The sequence below is a fragment of the Rhodanobacter ginsengiterrae genome (assembly GCF_050026815.1).
Taxonomy (GTDB): domain Bacteria; phylum Pseudomonadota; class Gammaproteobacteria; order Xanthomonadales; family Rhodanobacteraceae; genus Rhodanobacter; species Rhodanobacter ginsengiterrae.
This window is the reverse complement of sequence record NZ_JALBWO010000055.1, coordinates 186,952-213,550: the sequence shown is the minus strand read 5'-3', so window position 1 is coordinate 213,550 and position 26,599 is coordinate 186,952. Positions and strand designations below refer to the sequence as shown.

The 26,599-nt window shown below is 65.9% G+C and carries 32 protein-coding genes; 22 read left to right on the top strand and 10 right to left on the bottom strand.

Translation table 11 applies throughout. From position 1 onward, the window contains the following. Positions 1–75: 75 nt before the first annotated feature. On the top strand, positions 76–741 hold the full coding sequence (locus tag ACQGNJ_RS12120; protein ID WP_426689502.1) for a sigma-70 family RNA polymerase sigma factor: 666 nt from the start codon (positions 76–78) through the stop codon (positions 739–741). Positions 742–745: 4 nt separating this feature from the next. After that, positions 746–1,399, top strand: a complete 654-nt coding sequence (locus tag ACQGNJ_RS12115) for an NrsF family protein (RefSeq protein ID WP_426689501.1) — start codon at positions 746–748, stop codon at positions 1,397–1,399. A 15-nt stretch (positions 1,400–1,414) separates the two neighbouring features. Here the strand turns inward: ACQGNJ_RS12115 and ACQGNJ_RS12110 are convergent, their stop codons facing one another. Then, positions 1,415–1,897, bottom strand: a complete 483-nt coding sequence (locus ACQGNJ_RS12110) for a YajQ family cyclic di-GMP-binding protein (RefSeq protein ID WP_426689500.1) — start codon at positions 1,895–1,897, stop codon at positions 1,415–1,417. Between the two features lie 87 nt (positions 1,898–1,984). Between ACQGNJ_RS12110 and ACQGNJ_RS12105 the strand changes: the two genes are divergently transcribed. The 4 genes from ACQGNJ_RS12105 to ACQGNJ_RS12090 all read left to right on the top strand — a co-directional run bounded on the left by ACQGNJ_RS12105 (position 1,985) and on the right by ACQGNJ_RS12090 (position 5,290). Continuing rightward, the gene (locus ACQGNJ_RS12105; RefSeq protein WP_426689499.1) at positions 1,985–3,163 is read left to right on the top strand and encodes a BaiN/RdsA family NAD(P)/FAD-dependent oxidoreductase; all 1,179 of its coding nucleotides are present in this window, start codon (positions 1,985–1,987) and stop codon (positions 3,161–3,163) included. A 116-nt stretch (positions 3,164–3,279) separates the two neighbouring features. Continuing rightward, positions 3,280–3,918 (top strand): peptidoglycan recognition protein family protein, encoded by a 639-nt coding sequence (locus tag ACQGNJ_RS12100; RefSeq protein ID WP_426689498.1) that lies wholly within the window; start codon positions 3,280–3,282, stop codon positions 3,916–3,918. Further along, on the top strand, positions 3,915–4,310 hold the full coding sequence (locus ACQGNJ_RS12095; protein WP_426689497.1) for a hypothetical protein: 396 nt from the start codon (positions 3,915–3,917) through the stop codon (positions 4,308–4,310). The genes ACQGNJ_RS12100 and ACQGNJ_RS12095 overlap by 4 nt, the downstream gene beginning before the upstream one ends. A gap of 95 nt (positions 4,311–4,405) precedes the next feature. Then, the gene (locus ACQGNJ_RS12090) at positions 4,406–5,290 is read left to right on the top strand and encodes an NAD(P)-dependent oxidoreductase (protein ID WP_426689496.1); all 885 of its coding nucleotides are present in this window, start codon (positions 4,406–4,408) and stop codon (positions 5,288–5,290) included. A 2-nt stretch (positions 5,291–5,292) separates the two neighbouring features. On the opposite strand, the gene ACQGNJ_RS12085 is transcribed toward ACQGNJ_RS12090, so the two are convergent. Then, complete coding sequence (locus ACQGNJ_RS12085) at positions 5,293–6,171, bottom strand: PhzF family phenazine biosynthesis protein (RefSeq protein ID WP_426689495.1); 879 nt, start codon at positions 6,169–6,171, stop codon at positions 5,293–5,295. A gap of 235 nt (positions 6,172–6,406) precedes the next feature. Between ACQGNJ_RS12085 and ACQGNJ_RS12080 the strand changes: the two genes are divergently transcribed. The 5 genes from ACQGNJ_RS12080 to ACQGNJ_RS12060 all read left to right on the top strand — a co-directional run bounded on the left by ACQGNJ_RS12080 (position 6,407) and on the right by ACQGNJ_RS12060 (position 10,004). Further along, complete coding sequence (locus tag ACQGNJ_RS12080) at positions 6,407–7,018, top strand: rhomboid family intramembrane serine protease (RefSeq protein ID WP_426689494.1); 612 nt, start codon at positions 6,407–6,409, stop codon at positions 7,016–7,018. 89 nt (positions 7,019–7,107) lie between these two features. Next, positions 7,108–7,833 (top strand): histone H1-like repetitive region-containing protein, encoded by a 726-nt coding sequence (locus tag ACQGNJ_RS12075; RefSeq protein ID WP_426689493.1) that lies wholly within the window; start codon positions 7,108–7,110, stop codon positions 7,831–7,833. Between the two features lie 138 nt (positions 7,834–7,971). Continuing rightward, complete coding sequence (locus tag ACQGNJ_RS12070; RefSeq protein WP_426689492.1) at positions 7,972–8,481, top strand: LptM family lipoprotein; 510 nt, start codon at positions 7,972–7,974, stop codon at positions 8,479–8,481. A gap of 86 nt (positions 8,482–8,567) precedes the next feature. Beyond that, positions 8,568–9,596: an aminopeptidase gene (locus ACQGNJ_RS12065; RefSeq protein WP_426689627.1), complete on the top strand. Its 1,029-nt coding sequence runs from the start codon at positions 8,568–8,570 to the stop codon at positions 9,594–9,596. 24 nt (positions 9,597–9,620) lie between these two features. Next, a complete protein-coding gene (locus ACQGNJ_RS12060; protein WP_426689491.1) occupies positions 9,621–10,004 on the top strand; it encodes a nuclear transport factor 2 family protein in 384 nt (127 codons plus the stop codon). Between the two features lie 15 nt (positions 10,005–10,019). Here the strand turns inward: ACQGNJ_RS12060 and ACQGNJ_RS12055 are convergent, their stop codons facing one another. Further along, entirely contained in the window at positions 10,020–10,814 is a 795-nt protein-coding gene (locus tag ACQGNJ_RS12055) for a cytochrome c (RefSeq protein WP_426689626.1), read from the bottom strand. Between the two features lie 362 nt (positions 10,815–11,176). Here ACQGNJ_RS12055 and pncB point away from each other — a divergent pair, with 362 nt between their 5' ends. Beyond that, on the top strand, positions 11,177–12,361 hold the full coding sequence (pncB, locus tag ACQGNJ_RS12050) for a nicotinate phosphoribosyltransferase (protein ID WP_426689490.1): 1,185 nt from the start codon (positions 11,177–11,179) through the stop codon (positions 12,359–12,361). 27 nt (positions 12,362–12,388) lie between these two features. Here the strand turns inward: pncB and ACQGNJ_RS12045 are convergent, their stop codons facing one another. Continuing rightward, positions 12,389–12,532 (bottom strand): hypothetical protein, encoded by a 144-nt coding sequence (locus ACQGNJ_RS12045; protein ID WP_426689489.1) that lies wholly within the window; start codon positions 12,530–12,532, stop codon positions 12,389–12,391. A 164-nt stretch (positions 12,533–12,696) separates the two neighbouring features. Between ACQGNJ_RS12045 and ACQGNJ_RS12040 the strand changes: the two genes are divergently transcribed. Then, positions 12,697–13,182, top strand: a complete 486-nt coding sequence (locus tag ACQGNJ_RS12040; protein WP_426689488.1) for a glutathione peroxidase — start codon at positions 12,697–12,699, stop codon at positions 13,180–13,182. Between the two features lie 40 nt (positions 13,183–13,222). Here ACQGNJ_RS12040 and dacB read toward each other — a convergent pair whose 3' ends face one another. Further along, a complete protein-coding gene (gene dacB, locus ACQGNJ_RS12035) occupies positions 13,223–14,746 on the bottom strand; it encodes a D-alanyl-D-alanine carboxypeptidase/D-alanyl-D-alanine endopeptidase (RefSeq protein ID WP_426689487.1) in 1,524 nt (507 codons plus the stop codon). Between the two features lie 116 nt (positions 14,747–14,862). Between dacB and ACQGNJ_RS12030 the strand changes: the two genes are divergently transcribed. After that, positions 14,863–15,345, top strand: coding sequence for an FKBP-type peptidyl-prolyl cis-trans isomerase (locus tag ACQGNJ_RS12030; RefSeq protein WP_426689486.1), 483 nt, complete (start codon positions 14,863–14,865; stop codon positions 15,343–15,345). 61 nt (positions 15,346–15,406) lie between these two features. Then, a complete protein-coding gene (locus ACQGNJ_RS12025) occupies positions 15,407–16,573 on the top strand; it encodes an FAD-dependent oxidoreductase (RefSeq protein ID WP_426689485.1) in 1,167 nt (388 codons plus the stop codon). 20 nt (positions 16,574–16,593) lie between these two features. Here the strand turns inward: ACQGNJ_RS12025 and ACQGNJ_RS12020 are convergent, their stop codons facing one another. Then, complete coding sequence (locus ACQGNJ_RS12020; protein WP_426689484.1) at positions 16,594–17,688, bottom strand: phospholipase A; 1,095 nt, start codon at positions 17,686–17,688, stop codon at positions 16,594–16,596. A gap of 123 nt (positions 17,689–17,811) precedes the next feature. Then, positions 17,812–18,153, bottom strand: coding sequence for an EF-hand domain-containing protein (locus ACQGNJ_RS12015; protein WP_426689483.1), 342 nt, complete (start codon positions 18,151–18,153; stop codon positions 17,812–17,814). A gap of 178 nt (positions 18,154–18,331) precedes the next feature. Between ACQGNJ_RS12015 and ACQGNJ_RS12010 the strand changes: the two genes are divergently transcribed. After that, entirely contained in the window at positions 18,332–19,564 is a 1,233-nt protein-coding gene (locus ACQGNJ_RS12010; RefSeq protein WP_426689625.1) for a winged helix-turn-helix domain-containing protein, read from the top strand. Positions 19,565–19,602: 38 nt separating this feature from the next. On the opposite strand, the gene ACQGNJ_RS12005 is transcribed toward ACQGNJ_RS12010, so the two are convergent. Then, positions 19,603–20,061, bottom strand: coding sequence for a hypothetical protein (locus tag ACQGNJ_RS12005; RefSeq protein WP_426689482.1), 459 nt, complete (start codon positions 20,059–20,061; stop codon positions 19,603–19,605). Positions 20,062–20,688: 627 nt separating this feature from the next. On the opposite strand from ACQGNJ_RS12005, the gene ACQGNJ_RS12000 reads away from it, so the two are divergent. From ACQGNJ_RS12000 to ACQGNJ_RS11980, 5 genes are all read left to right on the top strand, one after another. Then, positions 20,689–20,898, top strand: coding sequence for a cold-shock protein (locus ACQGNJ_RS12000; protein WP_072761891.1), 210 nt, complete (start codon positions 20,689–20,691; stop codon positions 20,896–20,898). A gap of 84 nt (positions 20,899–20,982) precedes the next feature. Next, complete coding sequence (locus tag ACQGNJ_RS11995) at positions 20,983–21,897, top strand: alpha/beta hydrolase family protein (protein ID WP_426689481.1); 915 nt, start codon at positions 20,983–20,985, stop codon at positions 21,895–21,897. A 52-nt stretch (positions 21,898–21,949) separates the two neighbouring features. After that, positions 21,950–23,011 (top strand): NADH:flavin oxidoreductase/NADH oxidase, encoded by a 1,062-nt coding sequence (locus tag ACQGNJ_RS11990; RefSeq protein WP_426689480.1) that lies wholly within the window; start codon positions 21,950–21,952, stop codon positions 23,009–23,011. A gap of 11 nt (positions 23,012–23,022) precedes the next feature. Beyond that, positions 23,023–23,898, top strand: a complete 876-nt coding sequence (locus ACQGNJ_RS11985; protein WP_426689479.1) for a pirin family protein — start codon at positions 23,023–23,025, stop codon at positions 23,896–23,898. Positions 23,899–23,989: 91 nt separating this feature from the next. Beyond that, on the top strand, positions 23,990–24,292 hold the full coding sequence (locus tag ACQGNJ_RS11980) for an Mpo1-like protein (protein WP_426689478.1): 303 nt from the start codon (positions 23,990–23,992) through the stop codon (positions 24,290–24,292). An 85-nt stretch (positions 24,293–24,377) separates the two neighbouring features. Here the strand turns inward: ACQGNJ_RS11980 and ACQGNJ_RS11975 are convergent, their stop codons facing one another. After that, positions 24,378–24,767 (bottom strand): cytochrome c, encoded by a 390-nt coding sequence (locus ACQGNJ_RS11975; RefSeq protein WP_426689477.1) that lies wholly within the window; start codon positions 24,765–24,767, stop codon positions 24,378–24,380. A gap of 145 nt (positions 24,768–24,912) precedes the next feature. Here ACQGNJ_RS11975 and ACQGNJ_RS11970 point away from each other — a divergent pair, with 145 nt between their 5' ends. Continuing rightward, positions 24,913–25,719, top strand: a complete 807-nt coding sequence (locus ACQGNJ_RS11970; RefSeq protein ID WP_426689476.1) for a tRNA threonylcarbamoyladenosine dehydratase — start codon at positions 24,913–24,915, stop codon at positions 25,717–25,719. 75 nt (positions 25,720–25,794) lie between these two features. Here the strand turns inward: ACQGNJ_RS11970 and phbB are convergent, their stop codons facing one another. Continuing rightward, complete coding sequence (gene phbB / locus ACQGNJ_RS11965; protein WP_426689475.1) at positions 25,795–26,535, bottom strand: beta-ketoacyl-ACP reductase; 741 nt, start codon at positions 26,533–26,535, stop codon at positions 25,795–25,797. Positions 26,536–26,599: the final 64 nt, after the last annotated feature.

The window sequence follows — 26,599 nt, the reverse complement described above, 5'->3', positions numbered from 1 at the left end:
GTTACCTCTGGGTACGAGGTAACCCCGGCGATGGATGCGGCGAATGGCTGGCAAGGGTCCCACGATGGAACATGCATGTCGCAAGCCTTGACTGCCGATGGCCTGATGCGCCTAGATAACGGACTTTGTTTGCGAACAGGTCCCAGCCGGATCGTGTCGGTCGACTTCACCCAGCCAGGCGACAGCGAGTCGCCCGACCAGCGTCGGGCGACGTGGATGGCGGCTGCGCAGGCCGGCGACCGGCGTGCCTACGAGAAACTGCTGGCCGATTCCGTGGCGTTGATCCGCGCCGCCGCGCGCCGCCAGGGGGTGGCGCAGGATCACCTGGATGACGTGGTGCAGGAGACCCTGATGACGGTGCATCGGGTGCGCCATACCTACGATCCCGCGCGCTCGTACGATGCGTGGCTGACCGCGATCGCCAATCGCCGCGCGATCGACGCCTTGCGCAGCCGCGGTCGTCGCGACAGTCGCGAGGTACACGACGAGCACGCCTTCGACAGCCATGCCGGGGAGGGCGACGCCAGCTCCGCCAGCGAAAGCGATGAGCGCGCGCGGCGTCTGCGCGCGGCGATCGCCGCGCTGCCGCCGGGCCAGCGCGAGGCGGTCGAACAGCTGGGTCTGCGCGAACGCTCGCTCGGCGAAGCGGCGGCACTGACCGGGCGCAATCCCGGTGCCTTGAAGGTCAACCTGCATCGCGCCCTGAAGGCATTGCGCGAACGTTTCCACGGAGAACCCTGAGGCCATGGCCGAGCTGCGACCGCATGAGGCACTGATCGACCTGCTCGGCACCGAGCTGGTGCCAGTGCAGCGTCTGCTGCCGCCATGGCTGCGTACGGCCGGCTGGTTGCTGGCGGTGGCGGCGATCGCCGTGGTGCTGCTGATGCATTACGGCGCCACGCCGATGCTGCTGCGCTGGGAGTCCACGCCGGACCTGGCCTGGGCCGGCATCGGCGCGGTGTCTACCGCGATCAGCGCCGCGTGGGCGGCCTTTGTGCTGGGTGTGCCGGGGCGGAACCGGGCGTGGGCGTGGTTGCCGCTGCCGGCGGCGGTGTTGTGGATCGGCGCCAGCGGACTCGGCTGCCTGCGCAGCTGGATTGCGCCGGGAACCGCAGTGGCCGGTGTGCATCAATCGGCCGATTGCCTGCTGTTCATCGTCAGCTTCTCGATACCGCTCTCGGCACTGCTGGTCATCCTGCTGCGCCGCGCCTGTCCGCTGCGGCCGGTGCTTACCGCGGTGCTGATCGGGCTGGCCAGTGCGGCGGCGTCGGCCAGCCTGCTGGAGATCTGCCACGCCTACGATTCGGCCGCCACCGACCTGCTGACCCATGCCGCGGCGGTGGCGTTCGTGGTGGCGGTCAACGCCGCGATGGGTGGTCGGCTGCTGTCGAAGTCGTAGCAGCGCACCCGGCGTTCAGTCGCGAAAGTTGTCGAACTGCAGCGGCAGTTCCACGTCGGACTTGCGCAGCAGCGCCATCGCTTCCTGCAGGTCGTCGCGCTTCTTGCCGGTGACGCGCAGCTTGTCGCCATTGATCTGCGCCTCGACCTTGAGCTTGGCCGCCTTCAGTGCGGCGACCAGCTTCTTCGCCACCGGCTGCTCGATGCCCTGCTTGACGGTGATTTTCTGCCGCGCGCCGCCCAGGTTCACTTCCGGCTCGCCGATGTCCAGCGCGCGGGCGTCGATCTTGCGAGCGGCCAGGCGTCCACGCAGGATGTCCAGCATCTGCTGCAGCTGGAAGTCGCTGGGCGCCTTCTGGGTGATCACCGAATCGTCCAGCACGTAGCTGGCATCCACGCCCTTGAAGTCGAAGCGGGTGGTCAGTTCGCGGTTGGCCTGGTCGATCGCGTTGGTGAGCTCGTGCTTGTCGACTTCGGAAATCACGTCAAAGGAAGGCATGGAAGTGCTCGGCGGAGAGGGCAGACAAGTGTAAGCGATGCTGCTGGGCGATAATGCGCGACCAGCAGCGGGCGGGAACCGGCATTCGTGAAAGTGGACGTATTGATCATCGGCGCCGGCGCGGCCGGCCTGATGTGCGCGATCGCCGCTGGGCAGCGCGGTCGCCGCGTGCTGGTCGTGGATCACGCCAACAAGGTCGGCAAGAAAATCCTGATGTCCGGCGGTGGGCGCTGCAATTTCACCAACCTGGGCGTCACGCCAGCCAATTACCTGTCGGCCAATCCGCATTTCGCCAAGTCGGCGCTGGCGCGCTACACGCCATGGGATTTCATTGCGCTGGTCGACAAGCACCGCATTGCCTGGCACGAAAAGGAGCTGGGCCAGTTGTTCTGCGACGAATCGTCGAAGCAGATCGTGCGCATGTTGCTGGACGAATGCGCCGCGGCCGGCGTCACGGTGGAGGCGAGCTGCGGCGTGCAGCGCGTGCGCAAGACGCCCGAGGGTTTCAGCGTGCATACCGCGCGGGGCGAGGTGCATGCCGAATCGCTGGTGGTCGCCAGTGGCGGCCTGTCGATTCCCAGCATGGGCGCCAGCGGCTTCGGCTACGAACTGGCGCGCCAGTTCGGGCACGCCGTGCTGCCGACGCGCGCCGGACTGGTGCCACTGACCCTGAGCGGCAAGCATCAGGAGCACTATCAGGATCTCGCCGGCGTGGCGCTGCCGCTGGTGGAGACGCGGGTGGGCAAGCAGGGCTTTCGCGCCGGGCTGTTGTTCACCCACCGGGGCATCAGCGGCCCGTCGATCCTGCAGATTTCCTCGTACTGGCAGCCCGGCGACGATCTGCGTGTTGACCTGCTGGCTGACCGCGACGCCGGTGACTGGCTGCTGGAGCAACGCGCGGCGCGGCCACTGGCCGAACTGAAGACCGCGCTCGGCGAGCAGCTGCCGAAACGTCTCGCCCAGCGCCTGTGCGAACAGTGGTTTGAGAATCGTCCCATGCGCCAGTATCGCGACGCCGAACTGGTGCAGATCGGCGGGCAGCTCAACGCCTGGCCGATCACCGCCAGCGGCACCGAGGGCTATCGCACCGCCGAGGTCACGCTGGGCGGCGTGGACACCGACGGACTGTCCTCCAGCACGATGCAGTCGAAACTGGTGGCAGGTCTGTACTTCATCGGGGAAGTGGTCGATGTCACCGGCTGGCTGGGTGGCTACAACTTCCAGTGGGCGTGGGCGTCGGGGCAGGCGGCAGGCGGGGTGGCCTAGCCGGCACGGGTCACTTGACGCCCGCGGGTGGAGGGCCGCAGCATCGCCTGACAGGATCTCCCGGCAGCACCCCTTCGTTGTCGGGCCGCAGGCTTTTCATCCAAAGGAAGCAGGCCATGGCCACGGTGGAGAACGGCAAGCTGATCGACCCGCAAGTGGAGGTCAAGCTCTACTCATCCATCGAGCATGGCACCCTGGCTTCGGTCGCTTCGATCGTGCTGCACCGAACCGATTCCTCGTCGGCAACCGGCACGCTGAGCGCCTATGAAGGCGGCAAGACCACCGGCGCGCATTTCCTGATCGACAAGGTCGGCAAGATCTACCAGACCGCCAGGGTCGATCAGGTCTGCTGGCACGTCGGCATCCTGGTGGCACGCTGCCAGGCGGAGAACAACTGCGATCCGCAGGAATTGAAGACGATCACCGCGCTGCTGCACGAGAAAGGCGTGGGTTTCGGCACGCGCGCGAAGAATCTCTCGCGCCATGAGCTGGGCAAGACCTATCCGCTCAGATATCCCTCGAACAACGATTCGCTGGGCATCGAGGTGGTGGGAAAGTTCGTGGCGGCGGACAAGGCGTTCGAGCTGCCGACGGCAGAGCAATTGAAATCGGTGAAGTACCTGGTGGACATCCTGGTCGCCCAGTTCAAGCTCAATCTGCTGAGCGATATCTACGCCCATGGGGCAATTGCCCGCAAGGAAGTGTCCGAGGGTGCGCAACTGCTGCAGGCGCTGCTGACCGGGGCCAAGCCATGAGGCAGTCCGCGCAGGTTTTCATCGCGCTGCTGCTGGGCATGCTGTTGGCCTCGTGCGCGCCGGTTCACCGCGAGCCGACGTTCGAGGTGGTTTCGCTGGCACCGGAGATCGATCAATCCCGGCCCGACCGCGACATGTGCAGTGCGCTGAGCCTGACCGCCGCCGACGTGGCCAGCTATTTTCGGCTGGCCGATGAGGTCGATCCGGAAACATTCCATGATCAGGCCGTGATCCTGCCTTGCAGCTACAAGGGTTCGATCAAGATGTCGGGACAGCTGCGTCAGTACCAGATCTTCGCCGGCGGCGCGGCCTATCTGTACGACAGCAACGGCTTGAACAAGCGCTACCTGTGCCGGCAGCGTTGTCTGGACGCGTTGCCCGGCCTGCAGTAGCCATCCATCGCGCGGAACGTGATGCGGCGGCGCTTCGCGATTCGTGAACGCCACGCGTGCTTGACTGCACGCCGGATCACGAAGAGGAAGGTTTCATGAAAGTCGGATTCATCGGCCTTGGCGCCATGGGCAGCGCGATGGCCAGCAACCTGGTGGCCGCCGGCCACAGTGTCACGGTGTGGAATCGTTCGGCGGCGGCCTGCGCGCCGCTGGCCTCGCTGGGCGCGAAAGTCGCCAGCACGCCCGACCGCGCGGCGCAGGGTGACGTGTTGTGCAGCATGCTGGCCAATGACCAGGCGGTGCGCGCGATCTTCCTGGAGGGTTCGCTGCTCGATGCGATGGATCGCGGCATGGTGCATGTGAACCACGCCACCATCTCGGTGGCGCTGGCCCGGGAACTGGCCGAGGCGCACGCGCAGCGCGGCTTGGAATACGTGGCGGCGCCGGTGTTCGGCCGTCCGGACATGGCTGCTGCAGCCAAGCTGAATATCCTTGCCGCGGGCAAGCCCTCCGCCATCGACAAGGTGCAGTCGCTGCTGCAGGCGATGGGCAGCAAGGTGTGGCCGATGGGTGAGGCGCCAGAGCGCGCCAACGTGGCGAAGATTGCCGGCAACTTCATGCTGGCCAGTGCGATCGAGAGCATGGCCGAGGCCACCGCGCTGACCCGTGCCTACGGGGTCAGTGCCGCGGATTTTCTGGAGGTGATGACCAGCACGCTGTTCGCCGCGCCGGCCTACCAGGGTTACGGCAAGCTGATCGCCGAGGAACGCTACAAGCCGGCCGGCTTTGCGCTGCCGCTGGGATTCAAGGACGTGGGCCTGGCCCAGGCGGCGGGCGAGGCAGCACGGGTGCCGCTGCCGTTTGCCGGTGTCTTGCGCGATGCCATGCTGGAGGCGCTTGCCGCTGGCGATGCGGATCTGGACTGGTCAGCCCTGGCGCTGGTGGCGGCACGCCGCGCCCATCTGGATGAGCGCGGCTGAGGTCAGGGTGTCCAGTGCAGGCTGCCGTCGATCACCGTGCGACTGCAGCCGCCCACCCAGATGGCGTCGGCGTCGATGCGCACGACCAGCCGCGCATCGTGACCGATCTCCCGGCCCTGGCTGACCTGATAGCCGCTGGCCAGCGGTCCGTGCGGTTCGGCGTGGGCGATATAGGCGGCGATCAGTCCGTTCGCTGCGCCGGAGGCGGGATCTTCGACGATGCCCACGCCGGCCGGGAACGCGCGCACCACCAGCCGCCGATCGGCACCGGCGACACGCGCGAACGCGCACAGTCCCATGCTGTCGCTGGCTCCGGCCAGCGCCAGGATCGCCTGGTGGTCAGGCTGCCAGGCGCGCAGGCTGGCTTCGTCGGCCACTTCGGCCAGCCACCAGCGTCGACCGCCGTCGACCAGTGCCGGCGGCAACGCGCCGGGCTTGCACCCTGCCAGGCTGGCGGCCAGCAGCGGGTGTGCATCCAGGCCGGTGGACAGCACGCTTTCGCCGGGGGATTGCAGCAACAGTTCGCGACCGGCGCCCTGACCTTCCACCCGGATCGGCAACACGCCGGCGCCGCATTCCTGCCACAGCAGGTCGCCGTGCGGCTGCGTCAGTCCGCATTCGAGTGCGGCGTGGGCGCTGCCGATGCTGGGGTGGCCGGCGAACGGGATTTCCTTGTGCGGCGTGAAGATGCGCACGCGGTAGCTTGCCTGAGGATCGACTGGCGGCAACAGGAAGGTGGTTTCCACCAGCGCGGTCCAGCGCGCGAAGCGCTGCATCGCCGCGTCGCTCCACGCGTCCGCGCCGATCACCACGCCCAGGTGATTGCCGCCCCCGGCGGTGGCGGCGAAGACATCCAGATGCAGATAGCGGAGCGGGGTCATGGGGTCCATCAGGCCAGTTCGTCGAGCGGCGCGCCGCGTAAAGCGCTGAATGATAGCCGCCGGGGGCGGTTCGCGGCAGTGACGATCGGGCATGTCGGTGTGACTGTCGGGCATAAGCCGCGGTGCCCGCCACGGAACATCCGCTCCACCTGGTCAGGCGATCCGCGCCGCGAGTCGACAAGGTCCGGCGCTGGTCCCAAGATGTGCGCTTTTGCTGCCCGACGCGGAACCGTCCATGCTGATTACCCTGATCATCATCGCCATCACCTGCATCGTCTCGTTCATGGCGTTCAACAACAGCCGCCTGATGAACGACCTGATCCTGTGGCCGCCGGCAATCACCCGCCAGCGCGAATACCACCGGCTGGTAACCTACGGCGTGGTGCACGCGGACTTCGGGCACCTGCTGTTCAACATGATCACGCTGTTCTTCTTTGGCCGGGCGATGGAGAGCTTCTTCACCGCGCAGTTGGGCACGCTGGGCTTTGCCCTGTTCTATATCGGCGGACTGGTGGTGTCGATCCTGCCCACCTACCTGAAGAACCGCGCCAATCCGAATTACCGCAGCCTGGGCGCTTCGGGCGCGGTATCGGCGGTGCTGTTCTCCTTCGTGCTGCTGGCGCCGTGGTCGCGCATCATCGTGTTGGTGATTCCGATGCCGGCCATCGTCTACGCGGTGCTGTACACCGGCTACTCGATCTACATGGATCGGCGTGGCGAGGGCAACGTCAATCACAGCGCGCACTTGTGGGGTGCGGCCTATGGCGTGCTGTTCACCTTGCTGGTTGAGCCGCGCGTGCTGGCGCATTTCATCGACGCACTGATGCATCCAAGCTTCCGAGGATGAACGGTTTGCGCACCGCTTGATGCCGGCTGCGGACGAGGCGCGCATACTGGTTCCCACCACTCCAATGATCACCGCAGGAGAACCAGCGCATGGCCACAACCAGGAAGTCGGTTGCGAAGAAGTCCGCGGCAAAGACCACGGTTGCAAAGAAACCTGCTGCAAAGAAACCCGCAGCAAAGAAGCCTGCCGCCCGGAAGTCGAGCATGAGGACGCCCGCGGCGAAGAAGGCAGCCGGCAACAAGACGGCTCCGCGCAAGGCGACAGCCAGCAAGGTCGCGGCCAGGAAGTCGGCGACCAAGCCGACCAGTGCAGCCACCAGCGTGCGGAAGAAGGCCGCAGTGAAGAAGCCCGTGGCGGGGAAGACGGCGGTCAGGAAAGCCGCGGCCAAGCGGCCCGCAGCGAAGAAGACCGTGGCGAAAAAGGCCCCGGTCAGGAAGGCTGCCGTCAAGAAGGTCGCAGTCAACAAGGCGCCAGCGGCACGGAAAGCGGCGGCCAAGACGCCTGTGACCGGAAAGCCGGTCGCCAGCAAGCCCGTCGCGAAGAAGCAGCCTGCCGCGCGCAAGCGGCCAGCAGTGGACGAGCCGATCCACCACATCAGCCAGGAAGACGCCGTAGCAAAGATCCAGGCCTTGCTGGAGGCAAAGAACGAACGGGTGCGCCAGGGGCCGAGCTGGCCGGACGCGAACCCGACGCAGCCAGCAGCCAGCCATGCCGATCTGCAGCCGGCGGCGGCCGGTGAGATTGCGGGCGAAGGTTCCGATGGTCGGGTGCTGGCCCCCCAGCGTGGCGACCAGGGCAAGCGCGGCAGGAGTTAGCGCCCGACTGGCGGAAGAATGGGCGTGCGGTGGCGGAACATGGCCGGCGGTTGAACCGCCGGCTACGCACAGCGACTTTAGCCGTCGTTCAAGCAGGTGGCCTCAATCTGCAGACGTCATTCCACAGTGGGACCGGTCATGAAACGTCTTTTGTCCAGTCTGATCCTGGTCGCCGCTGCCGCGACGTTGTCGGGCTGCTACTACGATCCGGGCTACAGCTACGTGCGTGGTTCGGGCTACGGCGGCGATACCTACTACGGCGCCGGAAGCCGGGCCACTTACGTCGCGCCCGTCTACGACGATGGCTATTACGGCGGCTACTACGGTGGCGGCTATTACGGTTGCTGCTATGCACCGGGTGTGAGCGTGGGGATCAGCAGCAGCTACTACGGTGCCGGGTCGCGCTACCGCGATCACGATCACGATCGACGGGACTATCGCGATCATGCGGGCCACTGGCAGGGGCGCGCCGATGGCGATCATCGTGGCAACTCGCAGGGCTACCCCCAAGGCAATGACAACCGGGGCTCGCACGGCGGCGGCTACCAGCGCTCGCATGAAGCTGGACAGGGTTCGCATGGAAACAACAACGGCGGCGGTCGGGGTGGCAGCCACGGGCACCGCGGCCGTGACGATGATCGTCATTGACGCCTGAAGGCGGCGCGCAGCGGCCGGGGATGCTTGCAGCAAGGTGTTTATCCTGGCTCGCTCCCAGACTGCTCGCCATCATCGTGCTGGGTGTTCTGACCTCGGCTTGCAGCAGCCTGCGCTACTACGCGCAGGCCGCGCACGGCCAGGGTGAACTGATGGTCCATCGGCGCGCGCTGCAGCAGGTAGTGACTGATCCGGCCACCGCACCGTCATTGGCTGCACGCCTGCGCCAGGCCGGGGAAGCCCGCCAGTTCGCCACCCGGCAGCTCGGCCTGCCGCGGAATCGCAGCTATACCTCCTACGTTTCGCTCGACCGCCCGTATGTGGTGTGGAACGTGTTCGCCACGCCGCGATATTCGGTGAAAGCGGTGCCCCAGTGCTTCCCGGTTGCCGGTTGCGTTGCCTACCGGGGCTGGTTCAGCGAGGCCGCAGCGCAATCGGATGCAGCCAGGTTGCGCGCACAGGGCGATGACGTGTGGGTCGGTGGCGTGCCGGCGTATTCCACCCTGGGCTGGTTCGCCGATCCGATCCTGTCGAGCATGCTGCGTTGGGATGACGACGAACTGGATGGCACGATCTTCCATGAACTGGCGCATCAGCTGATCTATGTGAAAGGCGATACGGCGTTCAACGAATCGTATGCGTCCTTCGTGCAGGACGAAGGCGTTCGCGAATGGCGCCGGGCGCGCGGACTGGCGCCGCAGGACGGTCAGGCACAGGCCATGGAGGAGCAGTTCACCCAGTTGGTGCTGAAGCTCAGAAACCGCCTGGCGACCGTGTACGCCGGTGCTGGCGAGGCATCCACGCTGGAGGCTGGCAAGCAGCGGGAGATCGCGGCATTCCGCGCCCGCTATGCGCAATGGCGCGAGCGCCAGTGGCCGGGCGATCATCGCTATGACGCCTGGGTCGCACAGCCGATCAACAACGCACGATTGCTTCCATTCGGACTGTATGCGCGGTGGACTCCAGCCTTCGCGGCGTTGTTCGCGCGCGCCGGGCACTCCTGGTCGGCGTTCCACGCCAGCGTGCGCGAACTGGCGAAGCAACCGAAGGCACGACGCGACAGCACGTTGCGGGCGTTGTGCAACGGCGCATGTCCTGCGGCAGACTGAACGCCCGGGAGGGGGAGTGGCACGATGCAGCATGACGAAAAGCAACGGGTGATCGAACGCTATCTCGATGCGTACAACTGTTTCGACGTGGACGGCATGCTGGCGCTGTTGTCGCCGGCGGTGCGGTTCGAGAATGTTTCCGGCGGCCAGGTCAGTGCCGCGACCACCGGCATCGACGCATTTCGCGAGCTCGCCGGGAAGGGCGCAGCGATGTTCGCCGAGCGCAGGCAGACGGCTATCGCGTGGACCTTCAATCCGGCGTCGGTGCTGGTGACGATCGCCTGGCGCGGGGTGCTCGCGGTGGAGGTGCCCGATGGCCCGCCCGCTGGCACCGAACTCAAGCTGCAGGGTGAATCCGAATTCGAGTTCGCCGGCGGGCTGATCAGCCGGATCGTCGACCGGAGCTGATCGTTCGCTACCCGATCAAGGCTTCGCCTTGCGCCCGGCCATGTGCCGCAAGTAGGCCAGCACGGCATCGAGATCGGCATCGGACAATGCGTTCCTGTCGAAGCCGGGCATCTTCGCCTGTGGCCACCGGCGCAGCGACTGCGGATCGCGGATGAACGCGCGCAACAGATCGGCGCGCAGGTATTCGGTGGGGTTATGCGGGAGGTTGAGGTCCGGCCCGAGCTTGGCATCCCCTTGGCCATTGAGGGTGTGGCAGGCCAGACATGTCTGCTGGAACACGACGAAGCCTCGCCGAATCGCGCTGTTGGCAGCCAGCGCCGGGTCCGGCTGCAGTGCCGGAAATCTCCTGGCCAGATCGGTCAGCTTGCGGATGCCGGCCAGCTGGTAGGGCCATTGTTCCGGACCGACGTGGGCGGCCTGCGGCCGCGTCCACACGATGTAGAACGGCGCGGCACGGCCATGGCCGGGCAACGGCGGCCAGGGGTGTGCCGGGTCTTCGATCGCCAGCCAGGCCTTGCTGCCCCTGTCGTTCAGCAGCAAGGTGGCGGGGATCTCGGCGGCAAAGCCGTCACTGGCGACGAACTGCAAGTGGTCACCGGCGTCGAGGCCTCGCAGCAGATCGATCAACGGCACCGCGCGATAATGCATGGTGCGATGAAACGCGACGTCCTCCGGTACGCTGATCGTGCGCACATCGCTGCGCCTGAGCAGCGTTTCGGTTTGCCAGATCGTCGGGCCGTGGCCGAGATCGACCTTCAGCTCGGCGGCGGTGGCTGGCAGCGTCAGGCACACGGCCAGCAAGCCGGCCATCAGCAGCTTCACGAGTAACTCCCGCAGCGAGCTGCAGATCGTGGAACACAAGCCCTGGCAACGGCTGCATGACCGAGCGCGATGGCAAGCCTGTCGGGGAGCTGAACGAATCGGGATCTGCACATTGAACTCACACGCCCAAGTCCACACTAACCCCATGTTATCGCCGTGAGGGCGACAGGAAGTGGCACAGCTCAACGTGTTGCTGAGGGGCCGGCATTTCCTCCCCTGGACGCCGCCTGACAAACCCCGTCATTCCTCCCCTGGATGATGGGGTTTTTTTTGCGCGAGGCGCTGGTTTGTCGCGTGAGCGACGTCGCCACATGGATAATGCAGGCTTCCCGTTTGCGTTTGGGCAACTGATGATCATTGATTCGCTGCTCGATACCGACCTGTACAAGTTTTCCATGATGCAGGTGGTGTTGCACCAGTATCCGGCCGCCGATGTGGAATACCGGTTCAAGTGCCGCACGGCGGGCATCAATCTGGTGCCGTTCATCGACGAGATCCGTGACGAACTGCGCTCACTGTGCCAACTGCGTTTCGCTCCTGACGAGCTGGACTATCTGCGCGGCTGGCGTTTCATCAAGAGCGATTTCGTCGATTTCCTCGGGTTGTTCCAGCTCAACGAGAAGTATGTCGACATCGCGCCGGCGGCAGCCGGCAACGGCGAGATCGAGATCCGCATTCGCGGCCCCTGGCTGCACACCATCCTGTTCGAAGTGCCCTTGCTGGCCATTGTCAACGAAGTGTACTTCCAGCGCACCAGTCAAGGTCTCGACCTCGCCGAGGGGCGGCAGCGCCTGCAGGCGAAGATCGCCTTGCTGCGCAATGCGCCGGATTACGCCCAGTGCAGAATCGCCGATTACGGAACCCGTCGCCGCTTTTCACGGGTGTGGCAGGAAGAGGTGGTGACCACGTTGCGCAACGGGCTGGGCGATCAGCTGGCCGGCACCAGCAATGTCTGGCTGGCGCGCAAGCTCAACCTGTTGCCGCTGGGAACGCTGGCGCATGAATACCTGCAGGCGCATCAGGCGCTGGGCCCGCGCCTGCGCGATTCGCAGGTGGCGGCACTGGAAGCATGGGCCAGGGAATACCGTGGCGATCTCGGCATCGCCTTGTCCGACGTCTACGGACTGGACGCCTTCCTGCGCGACTTCGACATGTATTTCTGCAAACTGTTCGACGGCACCCGCCACGACTCCGGCGATCCGTTTGCCTGGGGCGAGAAGGTGCTGGCGCATTACGGCGCAAACCGTGTCGATCCCCGCAGCAAGGTACTGGTGTTCAGCGATGGCCTGGACATTCCCAAGGTGATGCAGCTGTACGAGCACTTCCGCGGCCGCTGCCGGCTGGCATTCGGCGTGGGCACCAACCTCACCAACGACGTGGGTCCGACGCCGCTCAACATCGTGATCAAGATGATCCGCTGCAACGGCCAGCCGGTGGCCAAGCTGAGCGACTCGCCCGGCAAGAACATGTGCGAGGACCCGGCTTACGTGGCCTACCTGCGTCAGGTGTTCGACATTCCCGCCGAGCAGGGTTGAACGTCGATTGCGGGAGCGAAGCGTCGCTCAGGCCTCGGGTTCGATGACGCCTTGCGCGGCGTCGATACTTTCAGTCGACTCTGCTGCGGCTTCATCGTTGGCCTCGATACCGGAGCCGAACACCCCGGCCAGCAGCAACAGCGAAAGAACGGTGGCGATCACGTGCAGCACGGCAGGATCCGTATGGGCTGTTCGGGGCCTCGACAATAGCCGTCCATACGTCCATGGTGGAACGTCGGATAAGGCATATGGATATGTCCGGTCGCGCCGACGCAGGCAATCTCCGCGCGCTTGGCGTAGTCTGGGGGATTGGACCCCTCCGGCGGAGCTACAGCATGACCAGTGTCTACGATTTCACCGTGAACGATATCGACGGCAAACCGCGTTCGCTTGCCGAATGGCGCGGCAAGACCCTGTTGATTGTGAACGTCGCGTCCAAGTGTGGCTTTACCCCCCAATACAAGGGCCTGGAGACGTTGTGGCAGGACCAGCGCGACCGCGGCCTGGTGGTGCTCGGTTTTCCGTGTGACCAGTTCGGTCATCAGGAACCCGGCAACGAGGCGGAGATCAAGACGTTCTGCAGCACCCAGTACGACGTGACCTTCCCGATGTTCGCCAAGGTCGAGGTCAATGGCGAGCATGCCGACCCGCTCTACAAGTGGCTGAAGAGCGAAGGCAAGGGCATTCTTGGCAGCGAATCGATCAAGTGGAACTTCACCAAGTTCCTGGTCGACGCGGCGGGCCAGGTGGTCAAGCGCTATGCGTCCACCGATACGCCGCAGAAGATCGGCAAGGACACCCTCGAGCGACTGGCCGGCTGACCAGCCCAGCGACCTCGCACGCGGTCTGAACAGGACGCGCTCAGTCGTGGCCGCAGTAGCCGGCCAGCAACTCGGCGATTGCATCCAGCGCGCTGCTGGCGGTCGCTGCGTCGTTCGGCTGCTGGTAGTTGTTCAGCATGATCGCGAACGCCAGTCGCTCGCCGGTCGCCGTGGTGACGTAGCCCGCCAGGCAATGCACCAGACTCATGCTGCCGGTCTTGGCCTGCACATTGTTTTCGGCCGCGGTTCCCTTCATGCGCCTGATCAGGGTGCCGTCCACTCCCGCCCGTGGCAGCGCCTCGCGCATCATTTCCGCGTAAGGCTGGGCGGCCAGGTAGCCGAGCAGGCGGACCATCGCGTTCGGCGTCACCAGGTCGCGCCGTGAAAGCCCGGCGCCTTCCTCGATCAGGCTGCTCGACGCTGGCACCCCGATTTGCCGCAGCAGTTGCCCCAGGGCATCGAGTGCGCGGTTTTCGCTGCTGCGAAAGCCCGTCGAGCTGACCGGTTGTGCTGCGCCCACGGCCAGCAACAGGTTCTGCATGTACAGGTTCTGCGAACGCTTCAGGCCGCGCTGCACGATGTCCCGCAGCGGTGGTGACTGCACCTCGCCGAGCAGGCCCGGATGTGCGATTCGCGCCGTCTCGCGTTGCGGCCAATGAATCGCGCGCAGCTTGCCGGTGACGCGGATGCCATGCCGCTTCAGTGCCTGCCGCAAGCGTGCGCCAGCGACCAGCGCAGGATCGACCATCGCCAGCCTGAAATGCTGTGCCGGCGCATCGGCGGCGATCGTGCCGAAGGCATGCAGTACCGCTGTTCCCGGCGCGCGGTAGAGATTGATGTCGCTCGGCGTGTGCGCGGTCGTGGTCAGCAGCCGGTTGTCGATCCGGGTGCCTGCGTCATCGTCGGAAAATGCCAGTCGCGCAGGTTGGCCAGCGACGGTGGGGCTCACCGCGAGCATGGCGATGTTCTCCTGCACGCTCAGCGCGGAGGTGGGTACCGCGAACCAGCTTTGCAGGTCGCCGGCCTCCCAGCCGTTGCCGAACGCCGGGCTGGCGAAGTAGCTGTCGTCGGCGAGCAGGTCGCCCTGCACGAACTTCAGGCCGCGAGCGGCGGCCTGGCTGGCCAGTTGTTCCGCCCAATCCGGGCTGCTCGACGTGCCCAGCGTGGGGTCGCCCATGCCGTACAGGATCAACGGGCCGTTGAGGCGGCCGCGCACGAGGTGGCCGCCGGCCAGCAGGCGCGTGGGGATCCGGTAGTCGGGCCCCAGTGTGGCCAGCGCGAGTGCCGCGGTGAACAGCTTGGCGGTGGAGGCCGGTTGCAGCAGCCGGTCCGCATCATGGGCGTACAGGCTGCGGCCGCTGTCCAGTGACACCACGGCCACACCCCATTGAGCCGCAGCGAAGCGCGGCTGGCTGATCTGCGCGTTGATCCGTGTCGCCAGCTCGGCACGGCTGTCGGCGCCCTGTGTCGTGGCCATCGCGTCGAGACACAGCAGCAGCCATCCGGCGCAAAACAGCAGGCGGATCGCGAGCTGGCTCGCATGGCGGAGGGGCGATCGACTCATGCGGCCAGTATCGCCAATCCCCGCGCGCCGTGCAGGAGCGCTTCGCGGGCTCTGCTAAACTGTCCGATTGGTGTCGGCATCCTGGCCGACGAACGAGAACCCAACCCGAGAAGCCCATGCAGATCGCCCAGAACTCCGTAGCCGCCTTCCATTACACGCTGACCGACGATGACGGTCAGGTCATCGACAGCTCCGCCGGTCGCGAACCGCTGACCTACCTGCACGGCAAGGGTCACATCGTGCCCGGTCTCGAAAAGCAGATGGAAGGTCGCGTGGTGGGCGACAAGTTCGACGCCGAGGTGACGCCGGAAGAAGGCTACGGCGTGCACCATGCCGAAATGATGCAGGAGGTTCCGCGCGAGGCGTTCCAGGGCGTGGAGGACATCCAGCCCGGCATGCAGTTCCAGGGCAACGGACCGGAAGGGCAGATCAACGTCACCGTGACCAAGGTCGAGAATGGCGTGGTGTTCATCGACGCCAATCATCCGCTGGCCGGCAAGACCCTGCATTTCGCCATCGAAGTGACCGACGTGCGCGATGCCACGGCCGAAGAGCTGCAGCATGGCCACGTGCACGGCGCTGGCGGTCATCACCACTGAGTGAGCACTGCAGCAGCCTCCGCTGCTGCAGTCAACCGGGAATGAGCGTATGCAGGGAGGCTTGCGCATTGCGATTGTCGGTTACGGCACCGCTGGCCAGGCCGCGGCGCTGTTTCTGGCGCGCCAGGGACATCGCCTGAGCGTATTCGAGCAGGCCGCCGAGCCGGGGCCGGTGGGTGCCGGCTTTTTGCTGCAGCCCATCGGCCTGGCTGTGCTGGCACGGCTGGGACTGCACGAACCGGCCTTGGCGCACGGCCAGCGCATCGAGCGGCTCTACGGTTGCAACGAGCGTGGCCGCCGCGTGATGGACATGCGCTATGCCGATCGCGCGGCGGATTGTTTCGGGCTGGGGATGACTCGCGGCAGCCTGTTTACCGTGCTGCGCGACGCCTGGGCCGATGCCGGGCAGATCCACACCGGGGTGCGGATCACCGCCGTCGAAGGCGGCCGGCTGAGCGACAGCGAGGGGCGCACGCATGGTCCGTTCGATCTGGTCATCGCCGCTGATGGCGCGCACTCGGTACTGCGCGAGGGTACTCCGGCGCTGGTGCGCCGGCATCCGCTCTATCCCTGGGGTGCCGTGTGGTGCCTGTTGCCCGCCGAACACTGGCCGCATGGCGATACCTTGCACCAACGCTACGCCGGCGCGCGCGAGATGGTCGGCCTGTTGCCGGTGGGACGCTGTGCGGATCGCGCGGGACGCTGGCTGACCTTCTTCTTCAGCTTGCCCGGAGCGCAGGTGGACGCCTTCGACGCGACCGCGCTGGAGCGGCTGCGGCAGCGGGTTGCCAGCCTGTGGCCCGAGGCATTGCCCTTGCTGGCCGGCATCGCGTCACCCGAACAACTGCGGCGGGCCCGCTACCGCGACGTCTTGTTGCGGCATCCCGTGCAGGGGGAACTGGTGTTCATCGGCGATGCCGCCCATGCGATGAGCCCGCAGCTCGGGCAGGGTGTCAACATGGCCTTGCTCGATGCGGCGACGCTGGCGGACACGCTGGCGGAAAGCCCGTCGCTGGATCTTGCCCTGCGTGACTATGCGCGGCGCCGACGCGCGCATGTGGCCGTCTACCAGCAGCTCAGCCGCTGGCTGACGCCGCTGTTCCAGTCCGAGCACGATGGCCTTGCGCGGCTGCGCGACATCGCCTTGGGACCGCTGGGACGCATGCCGCTGGCTTCGGGGCAGATGCTGAAGATCCTCACCGGTTCGAAGACGCGATGGTGGCGCTGAGGCCGCCACCAGCGTTTCGATCAGTACCAGTCGAGCAGGGAAACGCCGACGCCAAGGTAGGTGGCGTTGTGGTTGTAGTCGATCAGGCTTTCGCCGTAGCCCTTGAAAACTTCCATGTAGCCGCGCAGGTTGCCGGCCACCGGAAAGCTCCAGCTGAAGCGCGCGGCGCCATGGCTTTGGCTGCCGCCACGCAGGGAGTGCCGCAGCAACATGCCGAATTCCTGGCCATTCCATTCGTGCACGATCTGCACTTCGCCGCGGCCCATGTAGTTGCTGATGTCGGGGTTGTCGTCGGTGCTGCGCGGCTCCGGAATGCGCCACCACGGGCGCAGCATCACGGTCCAGCCATCGCGCTCGAAACCGACGTTGGCGATCACCCGGTTCCAGCCGCGCGACAGCGGATCGCCGCGGCCATTCGACTGATGGTTGACGCCGATGCTCAACAGACGTCCGTTCCAGCCGAACAGGTTGTAGTGGGTGCCGAAGACCAGCATCGCTTCGGGTTCGTAGTTGGTCTCGCGGAACGGTCGCGACAACCTGGAGTTGTAGACCTGCCAGCGCGATGACTGGGTATAACCCACCCACAGGTCGCCCGTGTCGCCGAACACGCCCTGCCACACCTTCGCCTTCAGGCTGAGCTGGAATTTCGCCTCGACGTTTTCCAGCTGCTCGCCGGCGCCAGTGACCGTATTGTCGGCATTGGGGCTGCGCGGCCGCTCGTTCTGGTTGCTGGTGAGGAACACCGGCATCACGTAGACCGGGTTGTAACCGCGGAGGTTGAAGGTGCCGAGCTTGCTCTCCGGCGACAGCTCCCAGCGGCTGTCGAGCAGGGAAAGCGGCTTGGCCACCTCGCTGTTGCCTGGCTTGTCGGCAGAAGCCAGCCGGTCGTCGCGGTGGAAGACCTCCGGTGCGCTCGTGCTCGCGTCGGAACGCTTCTGCGCCACCGGAAGATTGACCCGTCCGGTCGCGTGGTCATAGCAGGCCAGCCGCTGCGCATCGCTTTCGATGGCAGTGCAGCCGCGGATGTCGGTAGGGTCCGGATTCTGCGCGCGCAGCGGCGCGACCAGGCAGAATCCACACAAGGTCACGGCAGCGACCGCTGTCAATGGCTTCATGTGCGGCGAATTCCTGAATGAGGTGGCGCAGTCTAGCGGAGCCCGCGTGGACGGTGGATGACGAACGCGCAGGCGCGAAAACGCACCGGTCGAAGCATCGACCGGTGCGCACGCGGGCGCGGATTATTGCTGCGCTGTCCAGCGTTTGTACTCATCCTTGCTGATGCGGCCGTCGCGATTGTGGTCCGCGTAAATGAAATCGTTGGCCAGCAACGGATAGGCCGCCGCCTGATCTTCGGTGATGTATCTGGCGCCGCCGGAGAGTTGCTCGAACGCCGGTGCCGGGCCGGCGGGCGGGGGCGTGGGCATGCCCGACTTCACCGTGAGTTCGCCCTGCGGCGTGGCCATGGTGGCCGTGGTCTGGTCGGCCGGCGTGGTTGCCGGAACCTCCTGGCCGATCACCTGGCCGGCGAGCATCAACGCCGACGCGGCGAGGGCAGTCAATAACGGTTTGCGATATTTCATCATCAGAACTCCATGCCAGAATGATCCACAGGACGGGCATGAGGGCACTCATGAGTGCGGCCCGCTTCGATCCAACTCGGCGCAAGCTAGCAGGGCCTTTGTCAATGCCGACGCAAGATTTCTGTCATGAAGCCGTGAAGGGAATTTCCCGTTGGGCAACGCTTCAGCCAGCCCCGACATGCTGAAGCTCGCGCAAGCCAGGGCCATGCAACTGGCGGCCCAGGGCCTGTTGCAGCGACCGCGTCGTCGCGCGACTCCCGCCGATGTGGTGGCCGCGATCGAACGCATGCGCATGCTGCAGATCGACACCATCCACGTGGTGGCCCGCAGCCCCTACTTCGTCCTGCATTCGCGCCTGGGCAACTACACAAGCGCTTGGCTGGACGAGGCGCTGGCGCAAGGGCAACTGGCCGAATGCTGGGCGCATGAGGCCTGCTTCGTCAGTGCCGCCGATATCGCCTGGCATCGGGGCGGCCAGAATCATCGCGGCCATCATTGGGCGCAGCGCAGCGCCGAACGCATGCATCGTGAACACCGGGCCGACATGGATGCCTTGCTGGCCGGCATCCGTGCCTCCGGTGCGGTGCGTGCCGCGGATTTTGCGCGCCGCGAAGCCGCCGCCCAGTCGGGCTGGTGGGAGTGGAAACCGGAAAAGCGCAGGCTGGAGGCCTGGTTCGCGCTGGGCGAGCTGATGGTAGTGCGGCGCGAAAAGTTCCAGCGGGTCTACGATCTGGCCGAGCGGGTGCTGGCCCGGCTTGATCCACCCTTCGATGCGGCATTAGCTTTCTCGGCAGCGCAGCAGCGCCAGCACTTCATTGTTGAAAGCGTGCGCGCTCTGGGGGTGACGCCGGCGACGTGGATTGCCGACTACTTTCGGCTCAAGCCGAAGGTCAGCGATCACGAGCTGGCGCCGTTGCTGGCGACCGGCGAATTGCTGGAGGTAGCGGTCGAAGGCTGGAAGAGCCCCGGCTATGTTCACCGCGAGCATGCCGCGCTGCTGGACAAGGCGCGGGCCGGAAAACTGCGTGCCACGCTTACCACGCTGCTGTCGCCGTTCGATCCGCTGGTCTGGGACCGCAGCCGCGCGCTGGCGATGTTCGACTTCGAATACACCATCGAGTGCTACACACCGGCAGCGAAACGGCGCTACGGCTACTTCGTGCTGCCGATCCTGCATCGCGGTCGGCTGGTCGGCCGGCTGGACGCGAAGGCGCACCGCGATGCCGGCATCTTCGAGGTCAAGGCGCTGTTTCTCGAGCCGGACGTCCAGGTCGAGCCGGCGCTGGTGGGGGCCGTGGCCAGTGCGATCAAGCAGACGGCGCAGTGGCACGGCACCGGGCAGATCAAGCTGGGCACGACCCGGCCGGCGTCGCTGGCCCGGCAGTTGCGCGCGAAATGGCGGGGCGACTAGCGCGCCTTCGGCTCAACGTGGTGGCATACCGCGCCGACTCATGGCGTGCTTCGGGCCGGTGCCGGTGCCGGAGCGGGGGCGCATGACTTTCCGTCCAGCACCTGGCGCAACTGACTGGCCAACGAGTTGCACCGGGCCGTGAGCTGCGGACGAATGTCCGGATTCTGCGCATCCTTCAGCAGGCTGCTGCGCATGGCTTCGTAACGCGACTGCAGTTGTTCCGGCGGATAGATCTGCGCTGCGCGGTGGCAGGCCAGGTAGCTCGACAGGTAGTCGTCGCAGGCGGCGATGCCGGTGCTGTCCGTCGATTCGGCTTGCCGGTTGGTCGGGCTGCTGGCGCCGGAGGTGTGCTGGCGCCGCACCGCGGATGACGACGGTGACGTCGTGCCGGTCGTTCCGGCTGGCCGGGCTGACTTGGTGGCGGGGTGCTGGGCGCAGCCCGCCAGCAGCAGGCCTCCGAGCGCAACGGCCAGGATCGGGTGGGGCAAGTTGGGCATCGTCGATCTCCTCGGGGTTATTGATGGCGGGCTCGCCCGTGGCAGTGCTGGGTCGAAGCCGGCCGGACCCACCCACTAGAGCGCGTTGCCAGTCAACAAAACCTGAATTTTCTGCCGCTGACGGAGATGGGCTGATTGGCCGAACGCCATTTCGTCCGGCGCCGCGAGGCAGGGTTCCCTGGTGGTTGCTCGCAGACGGGTGTTCCGGTGAGTTTTCTGGCGGCCAAGCAGCCTTGCGACGGAATGGCGATGCCGCGCTTCCGATTCGAATGGCCGGTGACCACGGGCCGTCACTTTTCGCGACCTTTATTGGATTATCCCGGGCGGACCGACGCAATGACTGCAGGGCCGGGAAAGCGTCCCCGGACGGGTTGATCGTCATGACAGGGAAATCGGGCAGGGATGTCCGGTTTTCCCTTCAAAAATAACCCCCGGCCGCTCCGCTTGACAAATCACTTCACGGCAAAAAATCCGTTATGCTTGGGCCGCTGCGTCTGCTTGGCGACAAGAGTGCCCGGTAGGGATTTCCTGAATCCGACTGTTGCACCAGACCCTGCATGCTCAGTAAAACCGTCGGCCCGTTGGGGCCGGTTTGTCTCAGCGTCTGGATTAGGATCGGAGTGAGTCATGTCGGATCGTGAAGTAGGTACCGTCAAGTGGTTCAACGACGCCAAGGGTTTCGGCTTTATCAGCCGCGATAATGGCCCTGATGTGTTCGTGCATTTCCGCGCCATCACCGGCTCGGGATTCAAGAGCCTGCAGGAAGGCCAGAAAGTGAGCTTCAAGGTCGTCGACGGCCAGAAGGGTCTGCAGGCCGAAGACGTCACCCCCGTTTGATCGCGGTGGCGGAATCAGTTTGAAAGGGCCGGCGCAAGCCGGCCCTTTTTTGTGGTCGGCGCGATGATTGGTTAGCCTGTGGGCATGGCCGACCCTTCTGTTGACGATAGCGCCGCGGCCGAACCGCGGGTGATCCCGGTAATCGCTGCCGATGGTGCGCGCTTCGAGCTGCTGGCGGTGGTGCCGCGCGGCAGCTGGCACCGGCTGCTGTACTGGCTGCCGGCGATGGGCATTCCGGCGCGCCACTATCTGCCGCTGGCACAGGCGCTGGCCGAACGTGGCGTCGCAGTCGTGCTGCACGAATGGCGCGGCATCGGTTCCAGCGATCGTCGCGCCGGTCGCCAGTGCGACTGGGGTTACCGGCAGCTGCTGTGCGATGACCTTCCCGCCGGCATGGCGGAAGTTACCGCATGCTGGCCTGCTGCGCGCCGCTGGCTCGGTGGCCACAGCCTCGGCGGCCAGCTGGCGATGCTCTACGCCAGCCTGCACCCTTCGACCTTTGCCGGCTTGTTGCTGGTGGCCAGCGGTTCGCCGTATTGGCGCCGCTTCCGGCATGGCTGGCTGATCGGCCTGGGTTATGCGCTGGCGCCGCTGCTGGCCGGACTGGTTGGCTATCTGCCGGGGCGGCGGATCGGCTTCGGTGGCAACGAGGCGCGCGGGGTGATCGACGACTGGGCACGCAGCGGCCGCCGTGGGCGCTATGCCGCCACCGGCATGCACCAGGACTTCGAGGCCGAACTTGCCGCCCTGTCATTGCCAGTGCTGGCGCTGCGCCTGAAGGAAGACTGGCTTGGCCCACCGGCGTCGCTGGACTGGCTGCTGGGCAAGCTGGGCCCGGGTATCCGGCAGATCGAGGTGATCAGTCGCGAAGACATGGCCGGCCTGCCCGCCGATCACTTCGGCTGGATGAAGACGCCGGTGCCGATTGCCGCGCGCATGGCCGAATGGTTTGCCACGGAAGACACGCTGTTCACCGGGCGAACGCGCACGACGGGTTGATTACACGCCATGCTGCCCGAATGTGGACGTCTCCCATTCGATGGATTTCACGATGAACCTGTTCGATCCGTTCCAGCAACGTGGCCTGACCTTGCGCAACCGGTTGGTGGTGTCGCCGATGTGCGAATACTCGGCGACGGATGGCGTCCCCAACGATTGGCATCTGGTGCATCTGGGCAGTCGCGCGGTGGGTGGCGCGGCGGTGGTGATTGCCGAGGCCTCCGCGGTATCGGCGCAGGGGCGCATTTCGCCGCAGGACACCGGGTTGTGGAACCAGGCGCAGTTGCATGCCTGGCAGCCAATCACCCGCTTCATCCGCGAGCACGGCGCGATCGCCGGCGTCCAGCTTGCCCATGCCGGACGCAAGGCCAGCACGCTGCGCCCGTGGGACGGGCATGGCCCGGTGCCGGCCGGGCAGGGCGACTGGTCTGTCGTGGCGCCCTCCGCCCTGCCCTTCGATGCCGGCTGGAACATCCCGCAAGCGCTGGACGAGGCCGGTCTCCAGGCGGTGATCGCGGATTTCCGCGCCGCGGCGCAACGCGCGCTGGAAGCCGGTTTCGAGCTGGTCGAGGTGCATGCGGCGCATGGTTATCTGCTGCACCAGTTCCTGTCGCCGTTGAGCAACCAGCGTGACGATCGTTACGGTGGCAGCTTCGAAAACCGCACCCGTCTGACTCGTGAAGTAGTGGCTGCCGTGCGCGAGGTATGGCCCGCCGAGCTGCCGCTGTGGCTGCGCATCTCGGCCACCGACTGGGCCGCTGAAGGTGGCTGGGACATCGCGCAGAGTGTCGAACTGGCACGCCAGGTGAAGCCGCTGGGCGTGGACCTGATCGACGTTTCCAGCGGCGGCTTGCTGCCGCACGTGAAGATTCCGCTGGGACCGGGCTACCAGGTGCCGTTCGCCGCGCAGATCCGCCGCGAAGCCGCCATCGCCACCGGTGCGGTGGGGCTGATCACCGAGCCGGAGCAGGCCGACAGTATTGTTGCCAGCGGCGAGGCAGACCTGGTGTTGATCGCCCGCGAGAGCCTGCGCGATCCGTACTTCCCGCGCCGTGCCGCGCAGGAACTGGGTGCGAGGATCACCGCGCCGGTGCAATATCAAAGGGCCTGGTAAAGGAAAACACGATGGAAAGCCGTCCCCAGTTGATTGCCAACGCCAGGGAACACGATCTCGGCGACGGCTTTGTCGTGCGCCGCATGCTGCCGGTGCTGCAGGCGCGCCATGTCGGGCCGTTCGTGTTCTTCGATCACATGGGGCCGGTGAACTTTCCCGCCGGCAAGGGCATGGACGTGCGCCCGCACCCGCATATCGGGCTGGCCACGGTGACCTGGCTGTTTGATGGCACGATCCGTCATCGCGACAGCCTGGGCAGCCTGGCCGACATTCGCCCCGGCGAGGTGAACTGGATGACTTCCGGACACGGCATCACGCACTCCGAGCGCACGCCGCCGGAAGCGCGCGAGGCTGGCCAGTCGTTGCACGGCATCCAGGTCTGGATTGCGTTGCCACAGGCCGATGCCGAGGTCGCGCCGGAATTCCATCATCACGGTCGGGAGGCCTTGCCACGTATCAGCCTGCCGGGTGTCGAGGGCGTGTTGATCGCCGGCAACGCTTATGGCCGGCAGTCGCCGGTGAAGGTGTTCGCGCCGATGTTCATGCTGGAAATTAATCTGCGCGCCGGCGCCGAACTGGCCTTGCCGAGCGAACACGCCGAGCGCGGCGTGCATGTGATCGAGGGTGGGATCCGCTGGGGCGAGCTGGAGATCGGTGCTCGTCAGATGGCCGTGCAGGCGGGCGACGAGCCGCCCCTGCTGCGCGCAAGCGAAGCGAGCCGGCTGATCCTGTTCGGCGGTGCGCCACTGGATGGCGAGCGCCACTTGTGGTGGAACTTCGTGGCCAGCAGCCGCGAGCGGATCGAGCAGGCCAAGGCCGACTGGCGCGATGGGCGTTTCCCGAGCGTGCCCGGCGACGACCAGGAGTTCATCCCGCTACCGGAATAGGCGGGCGTGGATTCTTAGAGCGGGCACCCTCGCCCGGCGGCGCATGACCTGTCTGCGTGGCAGAATCGGATCATCACGGCGGAGTGGCTCCATGTCCGATTTCACCAGCTTCAGCGACTTCTATCCGTTCTACCTGAACGAGCACCGCAACCGTACTTGCCGCCGCCTGCATTTCATCGGCAGCAGCCTGGTGCTTGCGGTGGTCGGGCTGGTGCTGGTCAGCGGGCAGCCGCGCTGGTTGTGGCTGGCGCCGCTGTTCGGCTACGGCTTCGCCTGGATCGGCCACTACGTGTTCGAGAAGAACCGGCCGGCGACCTTCAAGCACCCGCTGTACAGCCTGGCGGGTGACTGGGTGATGTACGGCCAGATGCTGCGCGGCAAGATCCGCTTCTGACAACTTTCTCCCTCCCCTCTGACCCACAAGGGACTTCCTTCGGGCGCAGGGGAGGGCTGGGGTGGGGTGGGGTGCTCTCGATCCCTCAGCGATATTGCTGGTGGCAGCTCTTGCAGGTTTCGCCCACCGGCTTGATCGCGGCCGCCAGCGCTTCGCAAGTCGCTGGTGCAGCTTGCGCCGCCTGCTGCAGTTGTTCCTGCAATTTCGTGGCGTCGTCTACAAAAGTCTTCTCGCCGATGCCGAACACTGGCGTGATGTCGCTGGCGGTGGACGCCAGCCGGGCCAGGTGGTGCTGGACCCTGGCTGGCGCGCACTGCTTCGCCTTGATCGCGTTCTTCAGTTCGCCGATGTGATAACCCATGGTTTCCATCACGGCCTTGGGCATCGGGTTGCGCGCGCTCAGTGCATTCATCACGTTGGCCGTGCCGATCACGCCAATCACCAGGCCAAGCAGAATCATCAGGGCTACGCGCATCGTCAGGGTTCCGGAAGTGAAGAGAGGCCGAAGAATAACCTGCGCCGGCGCAGCCCGGTCGCCGTCGCGATAAAATGCGTGATTGCCACCAGCGAGGCTTGCCCGTGATTGCCCTACAAACCACCCCGGATATCGGCGGCACGCGATGAGCGAGACGAACTTCCAGGACGAACGCTTCGCGGGCGTGGAGCGTCTGTATGGCGCCGGCAGCGTGGCCCGGTTCGCGCAGGCGCATGTCTGCGTGATCGGCATCGGCGGCGTGGGCTCGTGGGCGGTCGAGGCGCTGGCGCGCAGCGGGGTGGGCCGGCTCACCCTGATCGACGCCGACGAGATCTGCGTGTCCAACACCAATCGCCAGTTGCACGCGCTGGATGGTCAATACGGCAAGTCCAAGGTGGGCGTGATGGCGGCGCGCGCGCATGCGATCAACCCGACGATCCGGCTGGAAGCGATCGAGCGCTTCCTCACCACCGCCACGCTGGACGAACTGCTCGACCGCGGCTACGACGTGGTGCTGGATGCCTGCGATGCCTTCCGGGTGAAGCTGGAAACCATCGCCTGGTGCCGTCGGCGCAAGCTGCCGATCATCAGCGTGGGTTCGGCCGGCGGCCGCACCGACCCCACCCAGATCCGCGTGCGCGACCTGTCGCGCACCGAGCACGACGCCATGTTCAGCCTGATCCGCAAGAAGCTCCGCGCGGACTTCAACTTCCCGCGCAACGCCAGCCGCTACTTCGGCGTTTCAGCCGTCTATTCACTGCAGAATGTGCAATACCCGCAGCCGGACGGCACGGTCTGCGGCACCCGGCCGCCGGGTGGCGATTCGATGAACCTGGCCTGCGGCGGCGGGCTGGGTGCCGCCACGCACATCACCGGTGCGTTCGCCTTTGCGGCGGTGGGGAAAGTGCTGGAAAAATGCCTGGAAGAGCGAGAAGTGAGTGGAGAGGAGTGAGAAGTGAGAGAAGGCCGGCAAGCCGCTCTTCCGCTCTCTCTCGTTGCTTACTCCTCTTCCCTCACTCCTGCTCTTTCACCAGCCCATGTACTGCCCGCCGTTGATCGCCAGGTTGGCGCCGGTCATCCAGCAGGTTTCCTCGCCGGTGAGGAAGGCCACGGCATGGGCGATCTCGTCCGGCCTGCCGAGGCGGCCGATCGGGATCTGCGCCTCGATCTTCGCGCGCACGTCCTCCGGCACGGCCATCACCATGTCGGTGGCCACATAGCCCGGCGAGACGGTGTTGACGGTGATGCCGAACTTCGCGTTCTCCTGCGCCAGCGAGATGGTGAAGCCGTGCATGCCGGCCTTGGCCGCGGCGTAGTTGGCCTGGCCGTACTGGCCCTTCTGACCGTTGATCGAGCTGATCTGCACGATGCGGCCCCACTTGCGCGCGCGCATGCCGTCGATCACCGCGCGGGTGACGTTGAAGCAGGCGTTGAGGTTGGTGTTGATCACGTCCGTCCACTGCTGGTAAGTCATCTTGTGGAAGGTGGTGTCGCGGGTGATGCCGGCGTTGTTGACCAGGATTTCGACCGGGCCGCACTTCGCCTCGATCGCGCGCACCATCGCTGCACAGGCGTCCGGGTCGGTGACGTCACCGGCCACCAGGCACACCTCGATGCCCTCGGCGGCCATCGCCTGGCGCCAGGCTTCGGCCTTGTCCGGGTCACGGAAGTTGCTGGCCACCCGATGTCCCTGTCTGGCGAGATGGCGAACGATCGCGCTGCCGATGCCGCCGGTGCCGCCTGTGACCAATGCCGTACGCTGAGTCATGTCCTTGAATCTCCTGTTCGGGTGGGGCGAATGCCGTTCGCGTGGAAGCATGCACGGCGCATGT